This is a genomic window from Plesiocystis pacifica SIR-1 (assembly GCF_000170895.1).
Classification (GTDB): Bacteria; Myxococcota_A; Polyangia; order Nannocystales; family Nannocystaceae; genus Plesiocystis; species Plesiocystis pacifica.
Window position 1 is genome coordinate 25237 of sequence record NZ_ABCS01000005.1, and the last position, 21018, is coordinate 46254.

A 21018-nucleotide genomic window follows, 5' to 3' on the forward strand; every position below is an offset into this window, starting at 1 on the left:
CCATGCAGATCGCCATCCCCCTGTTCAACGGCGTCACCCCCCTCGACGTCGCCGGCCCCTACGACGTGCTCGCGCGGGTCCCGGGCGCGTCGGTCGTGCTCGTGGGCGCCGAGAAGGCCCTGTACCGCGACGAGTACTCGAGCTTCGCCGTCGAGGCCACGGCGACCTTCGACGAGATCACCAAGCCCGACGTCGTCGTCGTCCCCGGCGGACCGCCCGAGGCCGTGGGCCCGGCCTGCCAGGGGCCGATCCCCGCGTGGCTCCGCGCGGTCCACCCGAGCACGCGCTGGACCACCTCGGTGTGCACGGGCGCGCTCTTGCTGGGCGCGGCGGGCCTGCTCGTCGGGCGCGAGGCCACCACCCACTGGGCGGGCGTGGGCGTGCTGCGGCAGATGGGGGCCACCCCCGTCGCCGAGCGCATCGTGACCCACCCCGACGAGCGGCTCATGCTCGCGGCGGGGGTGTCCTCGGGGATCGACATGGCCCTGGCTCTGGTTGCGAAGCTCGTCGATGACGAGCGCGCCCAGTGCGTGCAGCTGGCCCTCGAGTACGATCCGGCCCCGCCCTTCGACGCGGGCTCGCCCGCCAAGGCGCCCAAGGCCGTGTACGAGAAGATGTGCGTCGAGCTGAAGGCCCAGCTCTGAACCACCGCGGCTTCCCAAGCCCGAGGCCAAGTTCTGGGCCGAGCTCGGGAGCTGTCCCAAAGGCCAAGCAGTTCAGGATCGCGTGAGCATCGGCGCACCCTCGCCGCGCGCGGGCCGGTATCCTTGACGGGAATGGTCGTCCCCGCCTTCGCCTGGCTGCACCTCACCGATCTCCACCAGGGCATGTGGAGTCAGGGGTGGCTGTGGCCCAACGTGCGCGAGGCCTTCCTGGATGATCTCGAGCGCCTGCACGATCGCTGCGGCCCCTGGCAGGTGGTGGCGTTCACCGGCGACCTGACCCAGCGCGGCTCGGCGGAGGAGTTCGAGCGCCTCGACGAGACCCTCGGCGAGCTGTCCGAGCACCTGGCCAGACTCGGCTCGACGCCGGCGCTGCTCGCCGTGCCCGGCAACCACGATCTCGTCCGGCCCAAGCGCATGCGCGCGGTCCACCGGCTGATCGCCAACTGGGAGGCCCAGCCCGACGTGCACACCGAGCTGTGGGACGACGAGGAGTCCGAGTACCGCGAGGCCCTCGAGGCCATCTTCGAGCCCTTCTGTGCGTGGTGGACCAAGCGCATGGCCGCGCTGCCCGAGGACTGGTCCGTGCGCGCGGGCGTGCTCCCGGGCGACTGGTCCGTGACCATCCCCCACCACGGGCGCAAGCTCGGCTTCTTGGGCCTCAACTCCGCCTACGTCCAGCTGGCCGAGGGCGACTTCCACGGCAAGCTGCACCTCGACGTGCGCCAGTTCCACGGGGCCTGCGAGGGCGACGGACCGCGCTGGGCCAAGGCCCACGACCTGGCCTTCCTGCTGACCCACCACGGCCCCGACTGGCTGGGGCAGGACGGCCTGGGTCAGCTGCGCGGGGAGATCGACGTGCCGCCCCGCTTCTTCGCCCACCTCTACGGGCACATGCACGAGCAGGCGCAGTACGCCCAGTCCGAGGGCGGCGCGGCGACCCGTCGGCGCTGGCAAGGGCCCTCGATGTTTGGCCTCGAGCAGGTCGGCGAGACCCTCGAGCGCGCCCACGGCTACACCGCCGGGCGCATCGAGTTCGAGGACACCCTCGCGCGCGTGCGCCTGTGGCCGCGCAGCGCCGTGCAGACCCAAGCCGGGCCGTGGCGCCTCGGGGTCGATCGCAAGGTCGTGCTCGACGAGGACGGCGGCACGCGCTCGGAGCTGCTCGAGCTCGCCAGCTTGGCCCCGCCGCCGAGCGCCTCGGCGACCCTGCGCCGCGGGACCCTCGACGCGAGCTCCGCGAGCAGTAGCAGCAGTAGCAGCAGCCGCATCGGCGCGTCGGCGAGCGCGAGCGGCTCGCTGTTCCAAAAGCCCGGGCAGCGCTACGACCCGCGCTGGCACGTGGTCCACGACGAAGAAGAGAGCTGGGCCGTCGACAGCCTGCTCGACGGCGTGCCCGTGGCCGTGTGCGCGCCCCTGCACTTCGGCAAGACCTGGTTCCTCGAGCGCGTGCTCGAGACCATCGGGCGGCGCAGCCCGGCCCTCGAGGTCGCCTACGTCGACCTCAACCTCGCCGACTCCAGCTCCCTCGAGCGCCTGCTCGCCGGGGTCGCGCGCCAGGTCGGGCGCGCCGTGGGCATCGACGACATGCCCTGGCCCGAGCGCGGCAGCCCCCAGGGCCGGCTCATCGAGGCCCTCGAGACCCACGTCGCGCCGGCCACCAAGGAGGGCCTGGTGCTGACCCTCGACCTGCCCGACAGCATGTGGGAGTTCGCCGAGCGCGACGGCTTCTTCCGGGTCATGCGCGTGCTCTCGGGCCAGGGCAACCCCACGCGCTGGAAGTGGCTGCGCATCCTGCTGGCCTTCTCCATGGCGCCCTCGCTGTACATCGACTCCGTGGCCCAGTCGCCGTGGAACGTGCCCGAGGTCCGCCTCGACGAGTTCACGCCCCAGCAGATCGAGGACCTCGCCCGGCGCCACGACCTGAGCTGGGGCCCGGCGGAGCTCGATGCCCTGCGCGGCAGCGTCGGCGGCCACCCCTTCATGGTCCGCCACGCGCTCTACGAGGTCGCCCGCAGCGGCCGGCCCCTCGACGACGTGCTCGCCGACGACGAGATCGACTTCCACCTGCGCCGGCTCGAGAACCTGCTCGGCCGCGACCCCCAGCTGTGCGAGTCGGCGTGCCGGCTGATCGCCGGCGAGCGCGTCGACCTGCGCCACCGCCAGCGCCTCGAGGCCGCCGGCCTGATCCGCTGGGACAAGGGCCAGCGCCGCTACCTCGCCCGCTTCCCCATCTACTCCCGCCTGTTCGAGCGCCTGTGCCGATAGTCCGCCCGAGCGTCCACCCGCGCTTTCAGCGAGGCGGCGCCCTCGCGGACGCGGGCGCGATGTACATCGAGCGCGAGGCCGACGACGAGCTGGTCACGGCCCTGGCCCAGGGCGACTACTGCCTGGTGTTCGCCCCGCGCCAGGTCGGCAAGTCGAGCCTGCGCGTGCGCGCGGCCCAGCGCCTGCGCGAGCTGGGCAGCGAGACGGCCTACGTCGACCTGAGCGCCGTCGGGGCCGAGGCCCAGGTCCTCGACTGGTACTTCAGCGTGACCCGGGAGATCGCCGTGTCCCTGGGCCTGGCCGCCGAGGTGTCCTCGTTTTGGGACGGCCTCGGCGAGCACGAGACCCCGGCCTCGTCCCTGCGCCGGTTCATGTCCGAGGTCGTGCTCGAGCGCATCGACGCCCCCGTCGTCGTGTTCATCGACGAGGCCGACGTGACCCTCTCGCTGCCCTTTTCGCGCGACGACTTCTTCGCCGCGATCCGGGCGATGTTCAACGAGCGCGCCGAGGACGAGCGCTGGACCCGGCTGAGCTTTTGCCTGATCGGCGTGATGACCCGGGCGGACCTGGTCGAGGACCTCGAGCGCACGCCCTTCAACATCGAGTGCACCGAGGTCCTGCTCCGCGACCTGTCCCGGGAGGAGCTCGAGGGCTTCCGCCCGGGCTTCGAGCCCCTCGAGCGCGACGGCGTCGACGTCGACGCCCTGCTCGACGCCGTGCACCACTGGACCGCCGGGCACCCGGCCCTGAGCCAGCGCCTGTGCTGGACCCTCGTCGACCGGCACGGCGACCACAGCCGCGGGGAGCTCGACGAAGGCGAGGGCGTGGCCGGGCGCGAGCGCGAGGCCGTCGACGCCTGCGTGCAGTCGCTCTTCCTCGAGCGCGGGCGCGAGCTCGACCCCGTGCTCAACGACACCGCCCGCCGCTTCAACCGCTCGCGCCGCGATCGCAACCTCGCCCGGGACATCGAGCTCTACGGGCGCCTGCTGGGCGGGGCCAAGGTCGCCGCGACCGGGCGCCTGCTCGGGCCCGGCGGCGTCGCCCTGCTCGCGCGCCTGCGCGTGGCCGGGCTGATCGGCGAGACCGAGGACGGCCTGCTGACCGTGCGCAGCCGCATCGTCGCCCAGGTCTTCAACCAGGCCTGGGCGCGCAGCGTGGTCGACGAGCGCCTGCTCAGCGGCGACCTGCACCTGTGGCTCGACGGCGGCCGCAACCCCAACGACCTGCTCCGCGGCGCCCGGCTGGCCCGGGCCCTCGAGTGGATGGAGGGGCGCACGGACATCACCGACAACGAGCGCGACTTCGTGTTCGAGTCCGAGGCCTACGAGGCCCAGCGGCGCCGCGGCGTCCTGGTGATCACCGTGGGCTTCGCCCTGAGCCTGGCCGGGCTGCTGGTCTTCGCCGTGGTCCAGTTCATCGCGGCCGACCGCGCCCGGACACGGGCCGAGGCCCTGAACAAAGAGGCGATGGCCTCGAACCGCCGGGCCAAGCAGTCGGCCCGAGACGCCGAGCGGGCCGCTCGCAACGAGCGCGGCTACCGGGCCTCGCTGCTCGCGGGCGTCGGCGGCTCGGAGCTCAACGCCCTGATCGTCGCCCTCGAGGCCAGCGAGCCCCTCCCGGACGCCGTGAGCCTCGGGCCCGTCGAAGACCTGCCCTGGCCCGCGACGGTCCTCGCCCCCTACTACCAAACCCTCACCGAGGCCGAGCGCGAGGCCCTCGCCCGGCCGAGCACCGCCGTCGCCCAGGGCCTCGTCGACGCCCTCGTCCACAGCCGGACCCTGCGCGAGATCCAGGGCCGCCGCGGCGAGGCCCCGCTCATCGCCCTGTCCCCCGACGGCGCGCTGCTGGCCACGGCCAGCTACACCGGCGGCTTCCCGACGGTCTACGCCATGGACAGCGGCGAGTCCCTGTATCAGCTCAGCCGGCTCGAGGGCTACGGGACCGAGCTCGCGGGCACGGGCAACGCGAGCCCCTCGGGCGGGTTCACGGACCTGCGCTTCTCCCCCAACGGCGCCCTGATCGCCACGGTCAGCCGCGGGGTCGTCGAGCTGTGGTCGGCGGAGACCGGGGCCTTCCTGACCGAGGTCGACCCCGACGACGCCGCGGCCAACGAAAAGTATCCGCGCGGCGTCGAGTTCAGCCCCGTGGGCGATCGCCTGGCCACCAACACCGGGCTCGTCGCCCAGACCCAAGACGGCGAGCCCCTCGGGCGCGTGGTCAGCCGCGGCGCAGGCTCGGCGCGGCACCTGCTGTGGTCGCCGGCCAACGACTGGCTGGCCGTGGTCGACGAGGCCACGCGCCTGCAGCTGTGGACCGTGGGCGAGCAGGGCCCCGACCGCAACCGCGAGCTCGGCCGGGTCAGCCACCACGACCCCAACCTCAGCGCGTCCCCGGACGGCTCGCGCCTGGCCGTGATCGTCGACGATCGCGTGCAGCTGTGGGACCCCCGCGACCCGGGCCGCAAGCCAGAATTCGAGCTCATCGGCCACCAGGCGCTGATCATGGCCGCGCGCTTCTCCCCCGACGGGCAGATCCTCGCGACCACGGACGGCGTGGGCACGCTGTGGCTGTGGGACCCCAACACCGGCCGCGCCCTGGCCGAGTTCGAGAGCCGCGCCGGCTTCCTCGAGGCCCTCGCCTGGGACCCCGAGGGCCAGCTCATCGCCGCCGGCGGCGAGGACTCGGTGATCCGCCTGTGGCACGCGAGCGGAGCCGACACCGAGCCCGTCGCGACCTTGGCCGGGCACCGCGGGGTCATCAGCCAGCTCGAGTTCACCCCCGACGGGGAGACCCTGGTCTCGACGGCGACCGACGGCCGCGTGCGCCAGTGGGGCATGCAGCCGGGCCTGCCCCGGGCCCAGCTCATCGACGCCGAGGTCGAGGTCGCGGTCTTCCTCCCCGACGGCCAGCGCATGGTCACCGGAGAGGCCGACGCCCTGCGGGTCTGGACCGTCGAAGGCGGCGAGTTCGAGCGCGAGCTCGAGGACAGCGCCGGGGTGGTCTACGGGGTCCTCAACGCCGCCCAGTCCCCGGCCGGCCCGCGCATCGCCGCCCTCGAGGGCCGCATGATCGGGCTGTGGGACGCGGACACGGGCGCGCGCCTGCACACCCTCGAGGGCCGCTGCGACGAGCTGTTCAGCGCGGCCTTCTCCGAGGACGGCTCGGCCCTCGCGGCCGGCTGCGGCGACGGCAACGTCGAGGTCTGGGACGTCGAGAGCGGCGAGCCCTCCGTGCCCAAGCCGCCCCTCGACCCCGAACCATCGCTGCTGACCTTCCTCCAGCGCGCGGACGAGGACGACGCCCGCCCCGACGAGCTGTGGAGCTTGCTGTTCACCACCGACGGCAGCTCCCCGCGCATCGTCGGCGGCGGAAACTCGGGCGCGCTGCACCTGTGGGAGGGCGACGGCCGGGCGCTCATGGCCCTGGGCGGCCACTCGAAGGCCAGCGTCGTGTCGATCGTCAAGGACCCCCATCGGCCCCAGATGGCCGCGTTCAGCACCGACGGCCACGTGCACATCTGGAGCCTCGGCATGGGCCAGCCGATCCGCGACATCGAGACCGGCCTCAGCCGCCCGATCGAGCTGTGCTACGCCGACGAAGGCCGGCGCCTCGTGGCCGCGAGCGAGAGCGACGTGGTCTTGTGGGACGCGAACACCGGCGAGCGCCTGGCCGGCATCAGCAAGCACCGCCGGCAGATCACCGCCCTCGCCTGCGCTCCCGACGGCAAGCTCGTCGCGACCGCCAGCCGCGACGGCGTGATCGAGCTGTGGGACCCGGTCTTGAGCCGCTCTTTCGCCATCTTCGACGGCCTCGAGCCCGTCGAGTACCTGCGCTACTCCCCGACCGGCGAGCACATCCTGGCGATCACCGACGAGGGCCGGGTGAGCACCTGGACCGTCGAGCCTAAGGCGTGGATCGAGCACGGCTGCGAGCTCTTGCTCGGCTCGACCGTCGAGCTCCAGGGCCACGCCGCCCAGCAGTGCCTCGGGCCCGAGGTCGTGCCCCTCCCCCTCGAGGGCGAAGCCGAACGCTCGGCTCCCCTCGCCAGTGACGGGTCCCCCACCCTCGACCTCGCCGGCAACCCCGCCGGCGACCACTCGCCGAGCACCGCCGGCGTCCTGCCCCCAGCTGGGAGCTCGATCGAGGCCGCCAAGCCGAGCTCGTTCCCCAAGCACCACGATCGCTACGGCCTCGAGCCGGCCCCAGCGACGGAGCTGATCTACCCTGACCGTCAGACCCGCTGACCGAGCCATCGCCATGGAGCCCAAGATCCGCCATCACTTCACCGTCGGCCGCGGCCACTACCAGGCCGGGGACTGGTCCGCCGCGCGCCCCCACCTGGCCGAGGTCTGCGAGTCCCACGACGGCTTCGCCGACGTCCACAACATGCTCGGCGTGTGCCTGCAGCAGACCGGCCGCGCCGAGGAGGCCGCCGCCCACTTCCGCCGCGCCGTCGAGCTCAACCCCGCCTACACCGAGGCCGCGCTCAACCTCTCGGTCTGCTACAGCGAGCTCGGGCGCTACGACGAGGCGCGCTCGATCTACAGCGAGGCCGCCTCGCGCCAGCCCAAGCAGCCCAAGCAAAAAGGGGAGCTCGACGCCTTCGTGCGCGGCAAGCTGGCCAACCTGCACTTCGAGCTCGGCCAGGCCTACGCCAGCGCCGGCCTGCTCGAGCCCGCCGTCAAGCAGATGCGCGCGGCCCTCGAGCTCAGCCCCACCTTCGCCGACGTGCGCACCAAGCTGGCCGTCTACCTGCGCGACCTGGGCCGCTTCGACAAGGCCCTCGAAGAGCTCCGCACCGTGCTCGGGACCCGGCCCAACTACGTCCCGGCCTACGTCCACCTGGGCGTGACCTTGTGGCGGCAGGGTCGGCGCGAGGAGGCGAAGATCCCCTGGCAGCGCGCCCAATCGCTGGAACCCGACAACCGCATCGTGCAGGCCTACCTGCGCATGGCGGACACGAACGCGGCCCCCTGAGCCCTGCGGCGGCGGACTCGAGCTCACCTGGCGAGCCAGGCCGCGAACAGTCGCGTCAGCGCGGGCATGATCAGGTAGGTCATGAGCGCGACGATGCTCGCCACCGCGAGCACGAGCACGACGAAGGGGTGGCGAGGAAACACGGCCGCCAGCGCCGGCGGGATGAAGTAGACCGGCGCGAGCAGGCCCAGGAAGGTCAACACCGCCAGCTCGTGTCGTGGCGGGCGAGGAGTGTCTGACGGCGTGGACATGGGCGCTGCGGTGGTTCAAAGGAGCGATCCGAAGTCGACGCCAGCGTAGGCCGCGGTGACCTCCTCGAGCGCTTCGACCGTGCTCATGACGAAGGGCCCGCGCTGGACGATGGGCTCCCCGAGGGGCTCGCCCTGCATCAGCACCACGTGCGCGCCGCTTTCGCTGCGCAGCTCGAGCGAAGCGCCCGCAGCGTTCACGCGCAGCGCCCGGGCCTTGCCCTGCTCGAGACGCAGCGTGCTCCCCGAGGCCGCGAGCTCGGCCTCGCCGTCCACGGCGTAGACCCAGACCTGCACGCCGCTCGGGAGCGCGTGGGTGTAGCGGCCCGAGCCCTCGAGGTGGGCGTCGAGGATCGTCATCGGGAGCGCGGGCGAGCGAGCCCCCGCGGTGCCGTTGGTCTCGCCGAGCACTACGCGGACGCGGGCGCCCTCCCCCTCGACCACGGGCATCTGCGCTGCGCGGACGTGGAGCGAGTCCGGCTCGGCGTGCTCGAGCCGAGCCGGGAGGTTGACGAAGACCTGCAAGCCGTGGGTCCGGGCCCCAGCTCGCGGTCGCTCGTCGTGGACGGCGCCACGCCCCGCCGCGAGCCAGTAGAGGTCCCCCGGCTCGAGATCGATGTCGTTGCCCAGGGAGTCCCGGTTGTGGAACTGGCCCTCGCTGTCCTCGAACAGGATCGACACCGCCGACATGCCCGCGTGGGCGTGGGGGCCGAAGGTCGGCTCGGTCATGGTGTAGTGGTCGACCATGACGAGCGGATCCATGCGTCCTGCGAACTGCTCGTGCCTGAAGCTCGAGGCCGCAAAGCCGGCGCCGATCCGGAGTGGGTGGCCCTCGATCGGCCCCGTCACGACGACGCGGAGGGACCCTTGGTCTCGATTTTCGCGGATGTTCATGGCTGTCTCCCGAGCGCGCTGGGTCTGCCCTCGCGCCTCGAAGTAACCATAGTCAGGACGAATGATTTGAAAATGGCCAATTCCAGAACCCATCATTCCATTGATAGAACGATGGACGCATGGCCGAGCAGGACCTGAACGACTACTTCTACTTCGTCCACGTCGTCGAGCAGGGCGGGTTCACGGCGGCTGGCCGAGCCCTCGGCGTGCCGAAGTCTCGACTCAGCCGCCACGTGCAGCAGCTCGAAGCGCGCCTGGGCGTGCGCCTGCTGCAGCGGACCTCTCGCCAGTTCGTCGTGACCGAAGTCGGCCAGGTCTTTTTGCGTCACGCTCGCGCGGTCCTCGACGAGGTCGACGCGGCCGAAGCCGAGATCAAGCGCCAGACCAACTCCTTGTCGGGCCAGGTCCGGCTGTCGTGTTCGGTGGGCATGGCCCAGTTCGCCCTCGGCGAGATCCTCGCGCGCTTCCTCGCCGACAACCCAAAGGTCGACGTGATCCAAAACGTCACCAACCAACCCCTGGACCTCGTCGAGGCGCGGATCGACATCGCGCTCCGCGGTCACGCCGGCCCCCTGCCCGACTCGAGCTTCGTCCAGCGCCGAGTCGCCCGGACTCCCTGGTACCTCTTCGCTAGCCCCGGCTACCTCGAGGACGCGGGCGTGCCGGACAGCCCCGACGATCTCCAGCATCACGCGGGAATGAAGGTCGGCTGGAAGCCCGAGCTCGGCCAGTGGTCGCTCCGAGGACCGGGGGGCGCCCGCGCGACGATCCCCTTTCGCCCGCGCCTGTGCTCCGACGACATGGGCACCCTCGAGCGCGCCGCCATCGAGGGCCTCGGCGTCGTCGCCCTGCCCGGCTACGTGTGCCGCGAGGCGCTACGCGCCGGCCACCTGACCCGCGTCTTGCCGGGCTGGCTCGCCGCCGACGCCCAGCTCAGCATGCTCATGCCTTCGCGCCGCGGGCTGCTCCCGGCCGTCGAGGCCCTCGCCGCCCACTTGCGCGCCGAGCTCCCCGAAGCCGTCGAGCTCTAGTTTGCCCCCACAGTCGCCTCGGGACCGGGGACGCTCCGTCGCTTCCCGCTCCTCCGCTGGGGCCGGTGGGCAATGGGGTTCGTACCTCCGAGTGGGCATTGGGTCGCCCCCAAAGGGGGGCTTCTCTGCCGGGGGTGAAGACGACGAACGCCGCGAGCGGGGCGCTTCGTCGCTCCGCCCTTACTTTTGGCCCTTCGCGTCGTCCTTGCCCTCGCCCACCGAGGGCGCGCGCAGGTCGATGCTCTCGAGCATGTCCTCGAGCTCGATCTTCTTGGACAGGCGCTTGTTCTCGAGCTCGACGATCTTGCGGCCCTTCTCGTCGGCGTCGCTCGAGAACTCCTCGAGGCGCTTGTTGAGCTTGGCCCGCAAGGTCCCGGCCTTGGGGTCCTTCTTGATCGCCTCGAGGTTGCGCCGGGTCTGGTCGGCGCGGCGCTCGAGCTCGGCCTGCTGCCGGCGCAGGCCGTCGACCTCGGTGTCGATGCGCCCGATCTCCCGGCGCAGCTCGACCACGGGCTGGAGGGCCTTGCGGGCCTCGGCGCTGATGTTGGGCATGGTCAGGAATTTCTCGAGCAGGGGCAGGGCCTGCTGGTCCCAGATCGCCAGGGTGATCTTCGAGGGCGTCTGCTCCACGACCTTGATGGAGGCCGAGTTGGCCTTGGCCTTGACGGTGATCGGGATCAGCCACGCGCCCTCGAGATCCTCGGTGCCCTCGGGGCGCTCGGCGAGCTGGTAGTTGCCCCCGCTTTGGGGCTGGCGCACGAGCACCGTCCAGGCTTTGTCCTGTAGCGGCCCGCGCACGTCCCAGGTGGTCGTGGTCTGGTAGAAGCTCTCGACCTCGAGCACGCCGCGGACGATGCGGGTCATGGTCATCTCCTGGCCGGCGTACTGCTTGGACGAGGTGACCATGATCTCCGGCGCGACGGCGAAGGGGATGGTCACCGAGGTGCCGGCGCCGACGGCCTCGGACAGGCCCTCGCCGACGAAGCTGCCGCCCGAGTAGATCGCGATGGGCCCGGGCTCGAGCACGTAGTCCGTGGCGTTTTGGAAGCGCACGACCCGGTAGGGGTTGGCCTCGTAGCCGTAGCCGGCCCCGCCGGGGCGGTAGAGGAAGGTCTGCTCGGCCTCCACGGACTCGTTGATCAGCGCGACCATGGTCGAGCTGCCGTCGGGGACGGTCACGGGCGTGTCGAGGTCGACGCGGGTCAGGCCCGAGATCCGCTGGGAGCGAGCCGAGGCTTGCGTGCTGCGCCGGAGGGTGTCGACGTCGACTTGCTGGCGCTCGCCGTACTCCGCCCCGCTCGCGATGCTGCCAGGGCGGACGGGCGCGCCGCCCCCTCCCATCATCCCGCTGCTGCGGTTGGAGTCCTTCTTGCGCTTGGACTTGCTCGTGGGCGCGGGCGCAGCCTCGGGCGCCCGCGCGTAGTCCCCGTCCGCCACGTCGTCCTCGAAGCCGTAGTAGGCCTCGTCGGCGACCTCCTCCATGGGCTCGAGCTCGGGCTCGGGCTCGTAGATGCGCTCCTCCTCGCCCCAGGAGGTCTCGCCCAGGGCCACGCTCGCGCGCTTGTCCGCGGCGCTCTGGGTCATGTCCGTGCGGTAGACCTCGCGCGGGGTGTGCAGGTCGTAGCGGAAGGCGATGGGCGCCCCGGAGGTCACGGCCAGCTGGATGTCGCGCCAGTCCTCGCCGGAGGTGTTGTCGACCACGGCCCAGCCCTGGAGCAGGCCCTGGCCCTTGCCCTCCTCGGGCAGCACGATGCGGTAGGTCGGCTTCCACATCGGCGCGCCGACGACGTAGCTGACGGTCAGCCGGTGGCTGCGCGCGTCGGCCAGGCGGATCTCGAGGTCGACCTGCTCGAACATGCCCTCGCCCGCCGAGGCGTCGAGGCTGCGGTGCAGCTGCATGGCCAGGTCGCCGTCGTGGAGGGTGATGGCCTTGACCTTGGACAGGCGCACGACCTGCATCTGCCCGCGGGCGAGCAGGGTCAACTTCCAGTCCCGGGTGTCCTCGAGCTGCACCGGCGCGCCGCCGCGAGACGGCGCGGCCAGCTCGGGGTCGGGCTCGTTGACGCTGCGCTCGATCATCACGATGCGCCCGCGGATCACCCGGGCCCCGGCCTTGACCGTGATGTCCGTGCCGCGCAGGGAGTCGAGGACCTGGGCCAGGGAGCCGCGCCCGGGCGCGAGGGTGGCCATCGCCGCGCTCGCCCAGGTCTGGGGGTCGAGGGGCATGGACACGCTGACCGCCTTGCCGTCCTCGTCGACGACGGTGAGGCTCTTGAGCAGGTCGTTGACCTGGTCCTTGCGCACGCGCAGGCGGAGCATGTCGCCGTCGACCTTGCCGCTGCGCTCGAAGTAGCCGACGCCGTTGCGGTAGAGGACCACCGAGCTGAGCGAGAGGCCGTCGTCGCTGACCGCCGCCAGGGGCATGCGCGAGCCGGCGCAGCCGCTGGTGGAGAGCACAGCAGGGAGGAAGAGCAGGGAGCCCAGGGCCAGAGCAGGCAGGCGTCGCATCCCGCGCACGCTACCGCCGACGGACGCGCAGGTCCACGGCAATGCCCTACAGTTTTGCGGCGAGGCGGTGAAAGGCCGGGCGCAGCGCTCGGATGCGCGTGTCCGCCCGACTCGGGTGCACGCGGTTGGCCAGCAGCACGTAGATCGACCGCGCGGGCGGGTCGATCCACACGCTCGTCCCCGTGAAACCCAGGTGACCCACGGACGCGGGGGACAGCACGCCGCCCGTCGAACCGCCGCTCGGAGTGCCAGACGGATCGGTCGAGACCCCGTCGAAGCCCAACCGCCGGGTGGAGCCGGGCACCGTCGAGGGCGTGAAGAAGCGCTCGACCAGGGCCGGGCAGCGCTGCGGGTCGACCCCGGGCAGGCGGGCCTCGAGCCAGGCCCGGGCGACGGCGAGGACGGCATCGAGGGTCCCGAACAGACCCGCGTGCCCGGCCACGCCGTGCATGACCACGCAGTTGTCGTCGTGCACGACCCCCCGCGCCGCGGCCTGGCCCACGCGCGCGCGGATCGGCCACCAGGTCTGGGGCTCCCCGCGATCATAGGCCTCGGTGACGGGGAAGGTCAGCGCGTCGTCGTAGCTACGATCGAGGGGGCGAAAGCCGATCTGCCCCGCGAGCCCCAGGGGCTCGGCGATGCGCTCGGCGAACAGCGCGTCCAGTCGAGCCCCCAGCGCGCGCTCGAGCCAGGCGCCGAGCAAGGCGAAGCCCAGGTCCGTGTAGATCGCCCGGGCCCGCGGCGGGCAAGCCGGCGCCACGCCCCGGACCGCGTCGAGGAAGGCCTCGCGCTGCCCCGGGCCAAGGGACCACGGCGGCGCAAAAAACTCCCGGTGCGCCTCGAGGCCAGCGGCGTGCTCGAGCAGGTCGCGCAGCTGCGGCCGAAAGCCGCCGACCACCGCGAGGGCCTCGGGCAGACGATCGTCGAGGCGCAGCGCGCCCGCGTCGATCGCCTGGGCGGTCAGCGTCGTCGTCGACAAGATCTTGGTCAGCGAGGCGAGGTCGTAGGCCGTGTCGGCCGTGACCGGCGCGGACTCGGGCGCGCCGTCGAGGCAGCCCACGAAGCTCCGGAGGCGCAGCTCACCTTCGCGCCACACCGCCGCGGCGCAGCCCGGCGTCACCCCCTCGGCGACGGCCGTGCGCAGGAGGGCGTCGAGCTCGGCGGCGGCAGACACGGACGACACCGTACCGGCGCGATCGCGCCTCCGACACTTTTTCTCGGCTTTTCGACAATCGAGGGGATCAATCTCCGGCGCTGACGCACTGCTCTCGTGCCGGGGGTTCCTGCCATCCACTTGCCCCGGCGCTCCGCACAGGCGGCATCACGACGGCTCAGCTGGGGGGTTGGGCCGTCGTGATGCCCCCACCTTGCATCCTTGCGCCCACTTGTTAGCGTCCGCGCGATGACCCCCCGCGAGCGCCTGATCGTCGCCCTGGACGTCCCCGACGAAGCCAAAGCCCTCGACCTCGCCGGTCGCCTCGCCGGTCACGTCGGCATGCTCAAGATCGGCCTCGAGCTCTTCGTCGCCGAGGGCCCGGCCGTGGTCCGCAAGGTCAAAGAGCGCCACCCCGAGCTCGACATCTTCCTCGACCTCAAGCTCCACGACATCCCCAACACCATGCAGGGGGCGATCCGCTCGGCCGCCAAGCTGGGCGCGCGCTTCATCACCGTGCACGCCGGCTCGGGCGTGGCGCACCTGCGCGCGTGCGCCGAGCAAGCTCGAGAGGCCAGCGCGGCCGCGGGCCACGGCGAGCTCGGCGTGCTCGCGGTCACCGTGCTGACCAGCCAAGACGAGCAAGCTTGCCGCGAGGCCGGCCACACCCGCAGCCCCGCCGAGCTCGTCGCCATGCGGGCCCAGTGCGCCGTCGAGGCTGGCTGCGCCGGGCTGGTGTGCTCGGGCCAGGAGCTCGAGGCGATCGCACCCGCGACGCCCTCGCTGTTCCGCGTGGTCCCGGGCATTCGTCCGGCGGGTTCGGCCGTTGGGGATCAAAAGCGGGTCATGACTCCGGGTAAAGCGATCGCCGCTGGCGCGACGCACCTGGTCGTGGGTCGACCGATCCGCAACGCGGACGATCCGGCCGCGGCCGCGGACGCCATCGTCGCCGAGATCGCAGCCGCGCTGGGCTGAGCCCCATCAACGCTTCCACTGGTCGGGGTGGCGGCGCTGATGCATGATCGCGAACACCTCGATCCGCTCAGCCTCGACGGCATAGAGCACCGCGTAGGGAAAGCCGCGGACCAAGGCACGCCGAACCCCCGACCCGAGCTCGGTCCACGCGAACGGATTTGCGACGATCCTCTCGAAGGTTCGCTTGAGCTCTTTGGCAAAGCGGAGCCCGAGCTCGAGCTCCCCTTCTTCGAGGTACCAGGCAGTGGCCTCCATGGCCTCTGCCCTCGCCCGGAGCGTCAACTCGAGCTGCATGGACTGCTCAGCCGGCGGCCCGCGGTTCGCGGGCTCGCTCGACCATGTCGAAGATCTCGCGGCGGACATCTTCCCACGGAACGGTAGACGTCCGTCCGGCTCGCAAGTCTTCGCGTCGTCGCTGGGCCTCCGCGATCCAAGCGGCCTCGATCTCCTCGAGGGAGGCACCATCGCCAACGCTATCCTTGAGCGCGGAGGCAAGCGCCGCACGCTCCGCGTCGGGGAGCTGCATCGCCGCCTCGAAGATTCGCCTGGCTTCGTCGCTCACGCCCTACAGTGTAGCGTGACGTAGCGCGAAGCGCCTCCGCCCTCCCGCACGGGATCCAGACCCTGCTCGTCTCGGCAGCCTGAGCCGCCATGCCCTTCCAGCCCCAGCTCAGGCTGCTAGGCTGCGGGCGCGCGATGATCGACTACACCCTCGCCAAGGCCCTGCACATCGTCGGCTTCATCAGCTGGTTCGCGGGCCTGTTCTACATCGTCCGGCTGTTCGTCTACCACGCCGAGGCCGGCGAGCGGCCCGAGGCCGAGCGCGCCGTCCTCCAGCCCCAGTTCGAGCTCATGGCCCGACGGCTGTGGCAGATCATCACGGTCCCGGCCGCGGTGGTCACCTTCTTCGGTGGATTTAGCATGGTGGTTCACCTCGTGCGCATCGGCTCGCTCCCGAGCTGGCTGCACATCAAGTTCGGCCTGCTCACGGGGCTGCTCGCCTACCACCTGTGGTGCGGGCAGATCCGCCGCAAGCAGGCCGCGGGCGAGAGCACCTGGACCGGCAAGGGCCTGCGCGTGTTCAACGAAGGCGGGACCATGTTCATGGTCGCGATAGTGTTCCTGGCGGTCTACAAGTCGGCGATGAGCATCGCCTGGGGCGTGGGCGGGCTGCTCGCCCTTGGGCTGAGCTTGATGTTCGGGATTCGCCTGTACCGGCGGATCCGCGAGGGCGCGTCGAGCAAGCGCGAAGCGCAGCCCGAGACCTAAGCCTCGAGCGCGCGAAGCAGCTCTTCAGTCTCGGCGACGATGGTCTCGGCGTCGCGTCCGGCGATGTGAACCAGCGCCTTGGCGACCTCGGCCCCGGTCATCGAGCGGTACTTCGTCGCCAAGCCCTTGCCCCCGAGCTTGCCCACGATCCCGAGCAGAGCGTCCCCGACCACGGCCGCGGCGCGCTCCGTCGGTCGAGCCTCCTCGCGATCTCCCCCGCTCACGAAGGCCGGCCGCGCGAGCACGTGGGGCAGCTCGCTGCCGACGATCGCGGCCTCGACCCGCTTGCGCACGTCCATGTAGGCGTTGAGCGGCCGACCCTCGGCGCCGATCGCCGAGAGGTAGACAAAGCGCGGTCGGCTGCCGCAGGCCACGGCCGCCTCGAGCAGCAGGGTGGTCAGGCCGTAGTCGACGGCCTCGTAGGTGTCGGGCACGGCCGAGCGCTCGCCTCGCTTGCCCCGGGCCTTGGTGGTCCCGAGCAACGCGTACACCGTTTTGGGCTGGAGCGCCTCGAAGCTGGCCTTGAACGCGGCGAGCTTCCACTCGGTCGTGTCGACCCGCGCGCCGAGGTCCTCGAAGTGCGCGCGCCAGTGGTCGAGGCGCGCGCTGTCCGGGCGCACGTGGGCGACCGTGTCGAGCCCGCGCTCGACGCACTCCCGCACGACCTCTCGGCCGGTGTAGCCCGTCGCGCCAGCGACGAACACGGGTGCTCGGTCAGCCACGGCGTGACCCTATCAAGAAACGCCGCGGGGCTCCGGCGCATCGGCGTGCTCTTTTCCGAGCGCGACCCCAAACGCGACGCCGGCCAACCTCCTAAAGTGGTCGCCGAGTAGGTCGAGGTAGGCACGCAGGGCGTTCGACATCAGCCGACCCTCGACGAAGAGCGCGTGGATCGGGCTGAGGCTGCGGCAGTGATCGTCGAGGACGACCGCGAGCTCTCCGCGCGCGATGGCCTCGGCGACGATGAAGTCCGGCAGCGAGGCCAGGCCCAGCCCCGCGCGCGCGGCCGAGGCGAGACAATCCCCGTTGTCGCTGAGCATCGGCCCGCGCACGCGGACACGGCTGCGCCCGCGGCCCTCGCCAAACTCCCAGGCCGCGCCGGTGAGCTGGTGGCGGTAGAGCAGGCAGTCGTGCTCGCGCAGGTCCGCCGGGGTCTGCGGCCGCCCCCGGCGAGCGAGGTAGTCCGGCGACGCGACCACGAGCTGGCGCGAGGTCGCGAGCTTGCGCGCGCGCAGGCTCGAGTCGCCGAGGGGGCCCACGCGGATCGCCAGGTCGTACTGCTCGGCGATCATGTCGACCCGCCGCTCGCTCAGGTCGAGCTCGATCGACACCCGCGGATTGGCACACAAAAAGCGCGCGGTCGGCTCGGCGAGGTGGCGCTGGCCCAGGGACACCGGCGCGTTGACGCGGATCCGGCCCACGCGCTCGCTGCCCAGGGCGCTCGCCTCCTCGCTGGCCTGCTCGAGCTCGCCGCCGACCAGCTCGACGCGCCGGGCCAGGCGCCCGCCCGCCTCGGTCAAGGCCATGCGGCGGGTGGTTCGGTTGAGCAGCTTGACCCCCAGCCGCGCCTCGAGCCGCCGCACCCGGGAGCTCACCGCCGACTTGCTCAGCCCCAGCTGGGCCGCAGCGGCCGTGAAGCCCCCCGCGTCGACCACCGCGCCGAACACCGCGAGGTCGCCGACGTGCTCGATCCATTGTTCTTTCACACGCACAATGTTTCCACGTGTGGCATCTTGTGCGCAAGGGCGTCCATTCTCATGTTCGAAGCATGATGACGACCAGCCAAGGCGCCGCCACCACGCTCCCGTTCATCCTTCGCCGCGCGAACGAGCGCGGTCAGGCGAACCACGGCTGGCTGAAGTCGCAGCACAGCTTCTCCTTCGCCAACTACTACGACCCAAAGTTCATGGGCTTCGGGCCCCTGCGGGTCATCAACGACGATCGCATCGTCGGCGGCAGCGGCTTCCCGCCCCACGCCCACCGGGACATGGAGATCCTCTCCTACGTCGTCGAGGGCGGCCTCGAGCACCGCGACAGCATGGGCAACGGCTCGGTGATCCGCCCTGGCGAGCTCCAGCGCATGTCGGCGGGCACGGGCGTGCGCCACAGCGAGTACAACCACTCGAGCACGGACACGACCCGCTTCCTGCAGATCTGGGTCCTCCCCGAGTCCCGGGGGCAGCGGCCCGGCTACGAGCAAAAAGACTTCGGCGTCGAGGCCCGCGCCGGGGCGCTGACCCTGCTCGCGTCCAGGGACGGCCGCGGCGGCGCCCTCACCCTCCGCCAGGACGTGGACCTGTGGGGCTTCGTCGCCCACCGGGGGGACGCGGCCACGCACCGCCTCGCGGCCGGCCGTCGGGTCTGGGTGCAGGTCGTGCGCGGGCGCGTGGCGCTGAGCGGGGTCTCCCTCGGCGAGGGGGACGGCGTCGCGCTGAACCCCCAGGCCGGTGATGTCGAGCTGACGATCACCGGCGCGAGCCCGCTCGCGGACGTGCTCGTGTTCGACATGGGCTGAACCAAACGACGCGAGGGGGAGGGCCCGGGCCATGCACCCGAGCCCTCCCTCTGCTTCGTGTTCGTCCTGGCCCCCCGGTCAGAACGGACAGTCGTTGGCGCAGCTGTTGTCGATGCAGGCCGCGAGCGTGTCGCCCTCCGCGACCGGGCCGTCGAAGCCGCACTCGATCCAACACAGCGCGGGCGTGTCCGAGCCCCAGAAGTCCTCGTAGATGCACTTGGAGTAGCAGCACGCGTTGCCCGGGACGGCCTCGACCGCGTCGACCTCGGCGCCGCAGGAGTCGTTCACGCACAGCCCGCACAGGCCCGCGAAGTAGTCGTCGCACGCGAGCGGATCGCCGCCGGTTGACTCCTCGCCCGCCGACTCCTCACCAGCAGACTCCTCGCCCGCCGACTCCTCTTCCCCGGCCGACTCCTCGCCCGCCGACTCCTCACCAGCCGACTCCTCACCAGCAGACTCTTCCTCACCAGCAGACTCTTCCTCGCCCGCCGACTCCTCGCCAGCAGACTCTTCCTCGCCCGCAGACTCCTCGCCCGCCGACTCCCCGCTGGAGCCCGAGCTCTCGCCCTCTTCCCCCTCGTCGCCCTCCGTCTCGGCGTTCATGCCGGTCTCGGCCGCGGTGCCGCCCTCGTCCTCGCCGTCCGAGCCTTCATCGATGCAAGCGCCCAGGATCAGCGCGAGGGAGACAATCGAGTATTTCAGTGTGTCAATGGTCATGCGTTCTTCTCTCAATCGGGTTTCAGGGCACGGGCTTCGGGGTGGTCCCGACCGTGATCTGGTTTTGGGTTCGAAAGGTGTTGTTGGTCGTCCAGTGCGGGATCTCGACCTGCGGGATGGTCCCGTCCTCGCGCACGTTGGTGACGTGGTAGGTGTGCTGATTCCAGATCCGCCGCGAGGGCACCCAGCGGTCCTCGGCGTCGCGGAACACCTGCACCGTGGGTGAGGAGTCCGGGCTGAAGTCGTAGTTGCCGGGGGTCGAGGTGACGACGATCTCGCTCGAGCCGTCGTTGTCGAGGTCGACGACGATCGGATACTCCTGCGCGGTGAAGCTCTGGCGCGTGGCCTCGAAGACCACCGAGCCGCCCTCGTCAAAGCCCCACAGCCGGTAGTTGTCGGCGTAGATGCCCTCGGCCGTGCCGTCGCCGAGGAAGTCGAAGGCCGTCCCGCCGGAGCCGGTGTTGTGCCACTCGTTGACCGGCGTCGCGTAGATCACGGCGCCGGTGGGCTCGACGACGGTGTAGGACAGCCCCGTCTTGAGCCCGATCTCCGCGCTGAAGTCCCCGTCGTAGTCGTGGATGGTCGCGGGCCGGTTCCAGTTGTAGACGCTGACCTCCTCGCCGGTGGGTCGCAGGGCCGAGACCTTGGTCTGGCCGTCGTGCTCGAGGATGGTCAGGCCGTAGTCCGAGGTGTAGACGACCTCGGGCAGGCCGTCGTCGTCGACGTCCGCGACCTGCGGGAAGCCGTAGTAGCTGTCGGTGAACTCGGGCTCGGACGAGGCGAAGTAGGGGCTGCCGTCGTGGTGCCGCGCCTCGCCGAAGAAGATCAGCTCCTGGTCCTCGTCGCCGTCGAGGTCGGCGGCGACGGTGTACAGCGAGATGGCCGAGGGGTCGGCCCACACCGTGTTGCCGAGGTGATCGATGACCTGGGTCCCGTCGATGATCTCGACGTCGCCGTCGTTGTCGATGTCGGCGAGGGCGGGCCTGCCCGAGCCCCCCTCGCGGGTCCACTTGGGCGTCCCGTCGTGCTCGAGGGCGAGGCTGCTGCCGACGATGATCTCGACGATTCCGTCGCCGTCGATGTCGCCCAGGGCGAGGTCCGAAGACTTGGCAAAGGGGGTCTGCGGGCTGCTCTCGACCATGAAGTGGATCGAGCCGGTCTCGCCGTCGAACACGTAGAGGCGGGCGTTGGCCGAGCCGTCGTAGGCGACCACGACCACGTCCGGCGTGTCGCACAGGTCGATGTCCCCGTCCTGGTCGTCGTCGGTGAGGTTGGCGACCACGGGGTTGACCTGCACGTCGACGAAGCCGTCCTCCCCCTCCCAGGCCCACTGCAGCGCGGGCTCGAAGCTGTCGGCTGGAGCCGTCTCCTTGCTCCCGTAGCCGTCGAGCTCGTCGATGAGGTGGCAGGGATCGCCCACCGGGCCGCCGCTGGTCTCGGTCTCGTCTTCGAGGGTGTCGAGCTTGACGCCCCCCTCGCTCGAGCCCTCGTCCTGGGCCTCGTCGCCGCCCTCGTCGTCTCCGCCGTCTCCGATCTCGTCGGAGCCCCCGGCCTCCGCGGCCGTGGTGTAGCCCGACCAGGGGTTGTCATCGTCGTTGGCACATCCGCCAACAGCGACCGCCAACAGCACCAAGGCTCGACCCAGGGGCGAGCGCGCGTCCATCCAGTGATTCGTCATGGGAGCACGACTTCGTGGCCACGACTCGCGAGAGCCATGCCGGCCAATCGAGCCTCATTGCGGAGGGTTCTCACGATCGTCGCCAACCTTGCCGAACACCGCCGCCAGCTGGCACCTTGAGGG

General features: G+C 71.4%; 18 protein-coding genes. 8 read left to right on the plus strand and 10 right to left on the minus strand.

Annotated elements, in window-relative coordinates:
- The first annotated feature begins 2 nt into the window (after positions 1–2).
- From PPSIR1_RS03760 to PPSIR1_RS03775, 4 genes are all read left to right on the plus strand, one after another.
- Entirely contained in the window at positions 3–644 is a 642-nt protein-coding gene (locus PPSIR1_RS03760) for a DJ-1/PfpI family protein (RefSeq protein WP_006969656.1), read from the plus strand.
- A gap of 132 nt (positions 645–776) precedes the next feature.
- A complete protein-coding gene (locus tag PPSIR1_RS03765) occupies positions 777–2930 on the plus strand; it encodes an AAA-like domain-containing protein (protein WP_006969657.1) in 2154 nt (717 codons plus the stop codon).
- On the plus strand, positions 2921–7174 hold the full coding sequence (locus tag PPSIR1_RS03770; RefSeq protein ID WP_157595167.1) for an AAA-like domain-containing protein: 4254 nt from the start codon (positions 2921–2923) through the stop codon (positions 7172–7174). Before PPSIR1_RS03765 ends, PPSIR1_RS03770 begins: the two co-directional genes overlap by 10 nt.
- A 13-nt stretch (positions 7175–7187) precedes the next feature.
- Entirely contained in the window at positions 7188–7907 is a 720-nt protein-coding gene (locus PPSIR1_RS03775) for a tetratricopeptide repeat protein (RefSeq protein WP_006969659.1), read from the plus strand.
- A gap of 23 nt (positions 7908–7930) precedes the next feature.
- Here the strand turns inward: PPSIR1_RS03775 and PPSIR1_RS03780 are convergent, their stop codons facing one another.
- Positions 7931–8110, minus strand: a complete 180-nt coding sequence (locus tag PPSIR1_RS03780) for a putative antibiotic biosynthesis monooxygenase (RefSeq protein WP_006969660.1) — start codon at positions 8108–8110, stop codon at positions 7931–7933.
- Between the two features lie 63 nt (positions 8111–8173).
- Positions 8174–8917 carry a pirin family protein gene (locus tag PPSIR1_RS03785; RefSeq protein ID WP_198154447.1) on the minus strand — a complete coding sequence of 248 codons (744 nt, stop codon included), beginning with the start codon at positions 8915–8917 and terminating at the stop codon, positions 8174–8176.
- Between the two features lie 251 nt (positions 8918–9168).
- Here PPSIR1_RS03785 and PPSIR1_RS03790 point away from each other — a divergent pair, with 251 nt between their 5' ends.
- Positions 9169–10080, plus strand: a complete 912-nt coding sequence (locus PPSIR1_RS03790) for a LysR substrate-binding domain-containing protein (RefSeq protein WP_006969662.1) — start codon at positions 9169–9171, stop codon at positions 10078–10080.
- A 180-nt stretch (positions 10081–10260) separates the two neighbouring features.
- On the opposite strand, the gene PPSIR1_RS03795 is transcribed toward PPSIR1_RS03790, so the two are convergent.
- Positions 10261–12588: a DUF4139 domain-containing protein gene (locus PPSIR1_RS03795; RefSeq protein WP_157595168.1), complete on the minus strand. Its 2328-nt coding sequence runs from the start codon at positions 12586–12588 to the stop codon at positions 10261–10263.
- 46 nt (positions 12589–12634) lie between these two features.
- Entirely contained in the window at positions 12635–13762 is a 1128-nt protein-coding gene (locus PPSIR1_RS41740) for a serine hydrolase domain-containing protein (protein WP_006969664.1), read from the minus strand.
- Between the two features lie 228 nt (positions 13763–13990).
- Between PPSIR1_RS41740 and pyrF the strand changes: the two genes are divergently transcribed.
- On the plus strand, positions 13991–14716 hold the full coding sequence (pyrF, locus tag PPSIR1_RS03805) for an orotidine-5'-phosphate decarboxylase (protein WP_006969665.1): 726 nt from the start codon (positions 13991–13993) through the stop codon (positions 14714–14716).
- 6 nt (positions 14717–14722) lie between these two features.
- Here the strand turns inward: pyrF and PPSIR1_RS03810 are convergent, their stop codons facing one another.
- Both PPSIR1_RS03810 and PPSIR1_RS03815 read right to left on the minus strand, forming a co-directional pair.
- On the minus strand, positions 14723–15010 hold the full coding sequence (locus PPSIR1_RS03810) for a type II toxin-antitoxin system RelE/ParE family toxin (RefSeq protein WP_006969666.1): 288 nt from the start codon (positions 15008–15010) through the stop codon (positions 14723–14725).
- A gap of 7 nt (positions 15011–15017) precedes the next feature.
- Positions 15018–15278, minus strand: coding sequence for an addiction module protein (locus PPSIR1_RS03815; protein WP_006969667.1), 261 nt, complete (start codon positions 15276–15278; stop codon positions 15018–15020).
- A gap of 89 nt (positions 15279–15367) precedes the next feature.
- Between PPSIR1_RS03815 and PPSIR1_RS03820 the strand changes: the two genes are divergently transcribed.
- Positions 15368–15985 carry a CopD family protein gene (locus PPSIR1_RS03820; protein WP_006969668.1) on the plus strand — a complete coding sequence of 206 codons (618 nt, stop codon included), beginning with the start codon at positions 15368–15370 and terminating at the stop codon, positions 15983–15985.
- Here PPSIR1_RS03820 and PPSIR1_RS03825 read toward each other — a convergent pair.
- Together PPSIR1_RS03825 and PPSIR1_RS03830 are read right to left on the minus strand one after the other, a co-directional pair.
- Positions 15982–16707, minus strand: coding sequence for an NAD(P)H-binding protein (locus PPSIR1_RS03825; RefSeq protein WP_232296427.1), 726 nt, complete (start codon positions 16705–16707; stop codon positions 15982–15984). The genes PPSIR1_RS03820 and PPSIR1_RS03825 overlap by 4 nt on opposite strands.
- Positions 16708–16719: 12 nt before the next feature.
- On the minus strand, positions 16720–17691 hold the full coding sequence (locus PPSIR1_RS03830) for a LysR family transcriptional regulator (RefSeq protein WP_006969670.1): 972 nt from the start codon (positions 17689–17691) through the stop codon (positions 16720–16722).
- A 62-nt stretch (positions 17692–17753) separates the two neighbouring features.
- Between PPSIR1_RS03830 and PPSIR1_RS03835 the strand changes: the two genes are divergently transcribed.
- On the plus strand, positions 17754–18500 hold the full coding sequence (locus PPSIR1_RS03835; RefSeq protein ID WP_006969671.1) for a pirin family protein: 747 nt from the start codon (positions 17754–17756) through the stop codon (positions 18498–18500).
- A gap of 78 nt (positions 18501–18578) precedes the next feature.
- Here the strand turns inward: PPSIR1_RS03835 and PPSIR1_RS03840 are convergent, their stop codons facing one another.
- Together PPSIR1_RS03840 and PPSIR1_RS03845 are read right to left on the minus strand one after the other, a co-directional pair.
- The gene (locus PPSIR1_RS03840) at positions 18579–19217 is read right to left on the minus strand and encodes a hypothetical protein (protein ID WP_006969672.1); all 639 of its coding nucleotides are present in this window, start codon (positions 19215–19217) and stop codon (positions 18579–18581) included.
- 22 nt (positions 19218–19239) lie between these two features.
- Positions 19240–20880 (minus strand): FG-GAP repeat domain-containing protein, encoded by a 1641-nt coding sequence (locus PPSIR1_RS03845; protein WP_006969673.1) that lies wholly within the window; start codon positions 20878–20880, stop codon positions 19240–19242.
- Positions 20881–21018: the final 138 nt, after the last annotated feature.

Coding starts and splice junctions, on each gene's coding strand:
- PPSIR1_RS03760 (WP_006969656.1), top strand. CDS start 3: ATGCAGATCGCCATCCCCCTGTTCAACGGCGTCACCCCCCTCGACGTC.
- PPSIR1_RS03765 (WP_006969657.1), top strand. CDS start 777: ATGGTCGTCCCCGCCTTCGCCTGGCTGCACCTCACCGATCTCCACCAG.
- PPSIR1_RS03775 (WP_006969659.1), top strand. CDS start 7,188: ATGGAGCCCAAGATCCGCCATCACTTCACCGTCGGCCGCGGCCACTAC.
- PPSIR1_RS03785 (WP_198154447.1), bottom strand. CDS start 8,917: ATGGATCCGCTCGTCATGGTCGACCACTACACCATGACCGAGCCGACC.
- PPSIR1_RS03790 (WP_006969662.1), top strand. CDS start 9,169: ATGGCCGAGCAGGACCTGAACGACTACTTCTACTTCGTCCACGTCGTC.
- PPSIR1_RS03795 (WP_157595168.1), bottom strand. CDS start 12,588: ATGCGACGCCTGCCTGCTCTGGCCCTGGGCTCCCTGCTCTTCCTCCCT.
- pyrF (WP_006969665.1), top strand. CDS start 13,991: ATGACCCCCCGCGAGCGCCTGATCGTCGCCCTGGACGTCCCCGACGAA.
- PPSIR1_RS03810 (WP_006969666.1), bottom strand. CDS start 15,010: ATGCAGCTCGAGTTGACGCTCCGGGCGAGGGCAGAGGCCATGGAGGCC.
- PPSIR1_RS03820 (WP_006969668.1), top strand. CDS start 15,368: ATGCCCTTCCAGCCCCAGCTCAGGCTGCTAGGCTGCGGGCGCGCGATG.
- PPSIR1_RS03835 (WP_006969671.1), top strand. CDS start 17,754: ATGATGACGACCAGCCAAGGCGCCGCCACCACGCTCCCGTTCATCCTT.
- PPSIR1_RS03840 (WP_006969672.1), bottom strand. CDS start 19,217: ATGACCATTGACACACTGAAATACTCGATTGTCTCCCTCGCGCTGATC.
- PPSIR1_RS03845 (WP_006969673.1), bottom strand. CDS start 20,880: ATGGACGCGCGCTCGCCCCTGGGTCGAGCCTTGGTGCTGTTGGCGGTC.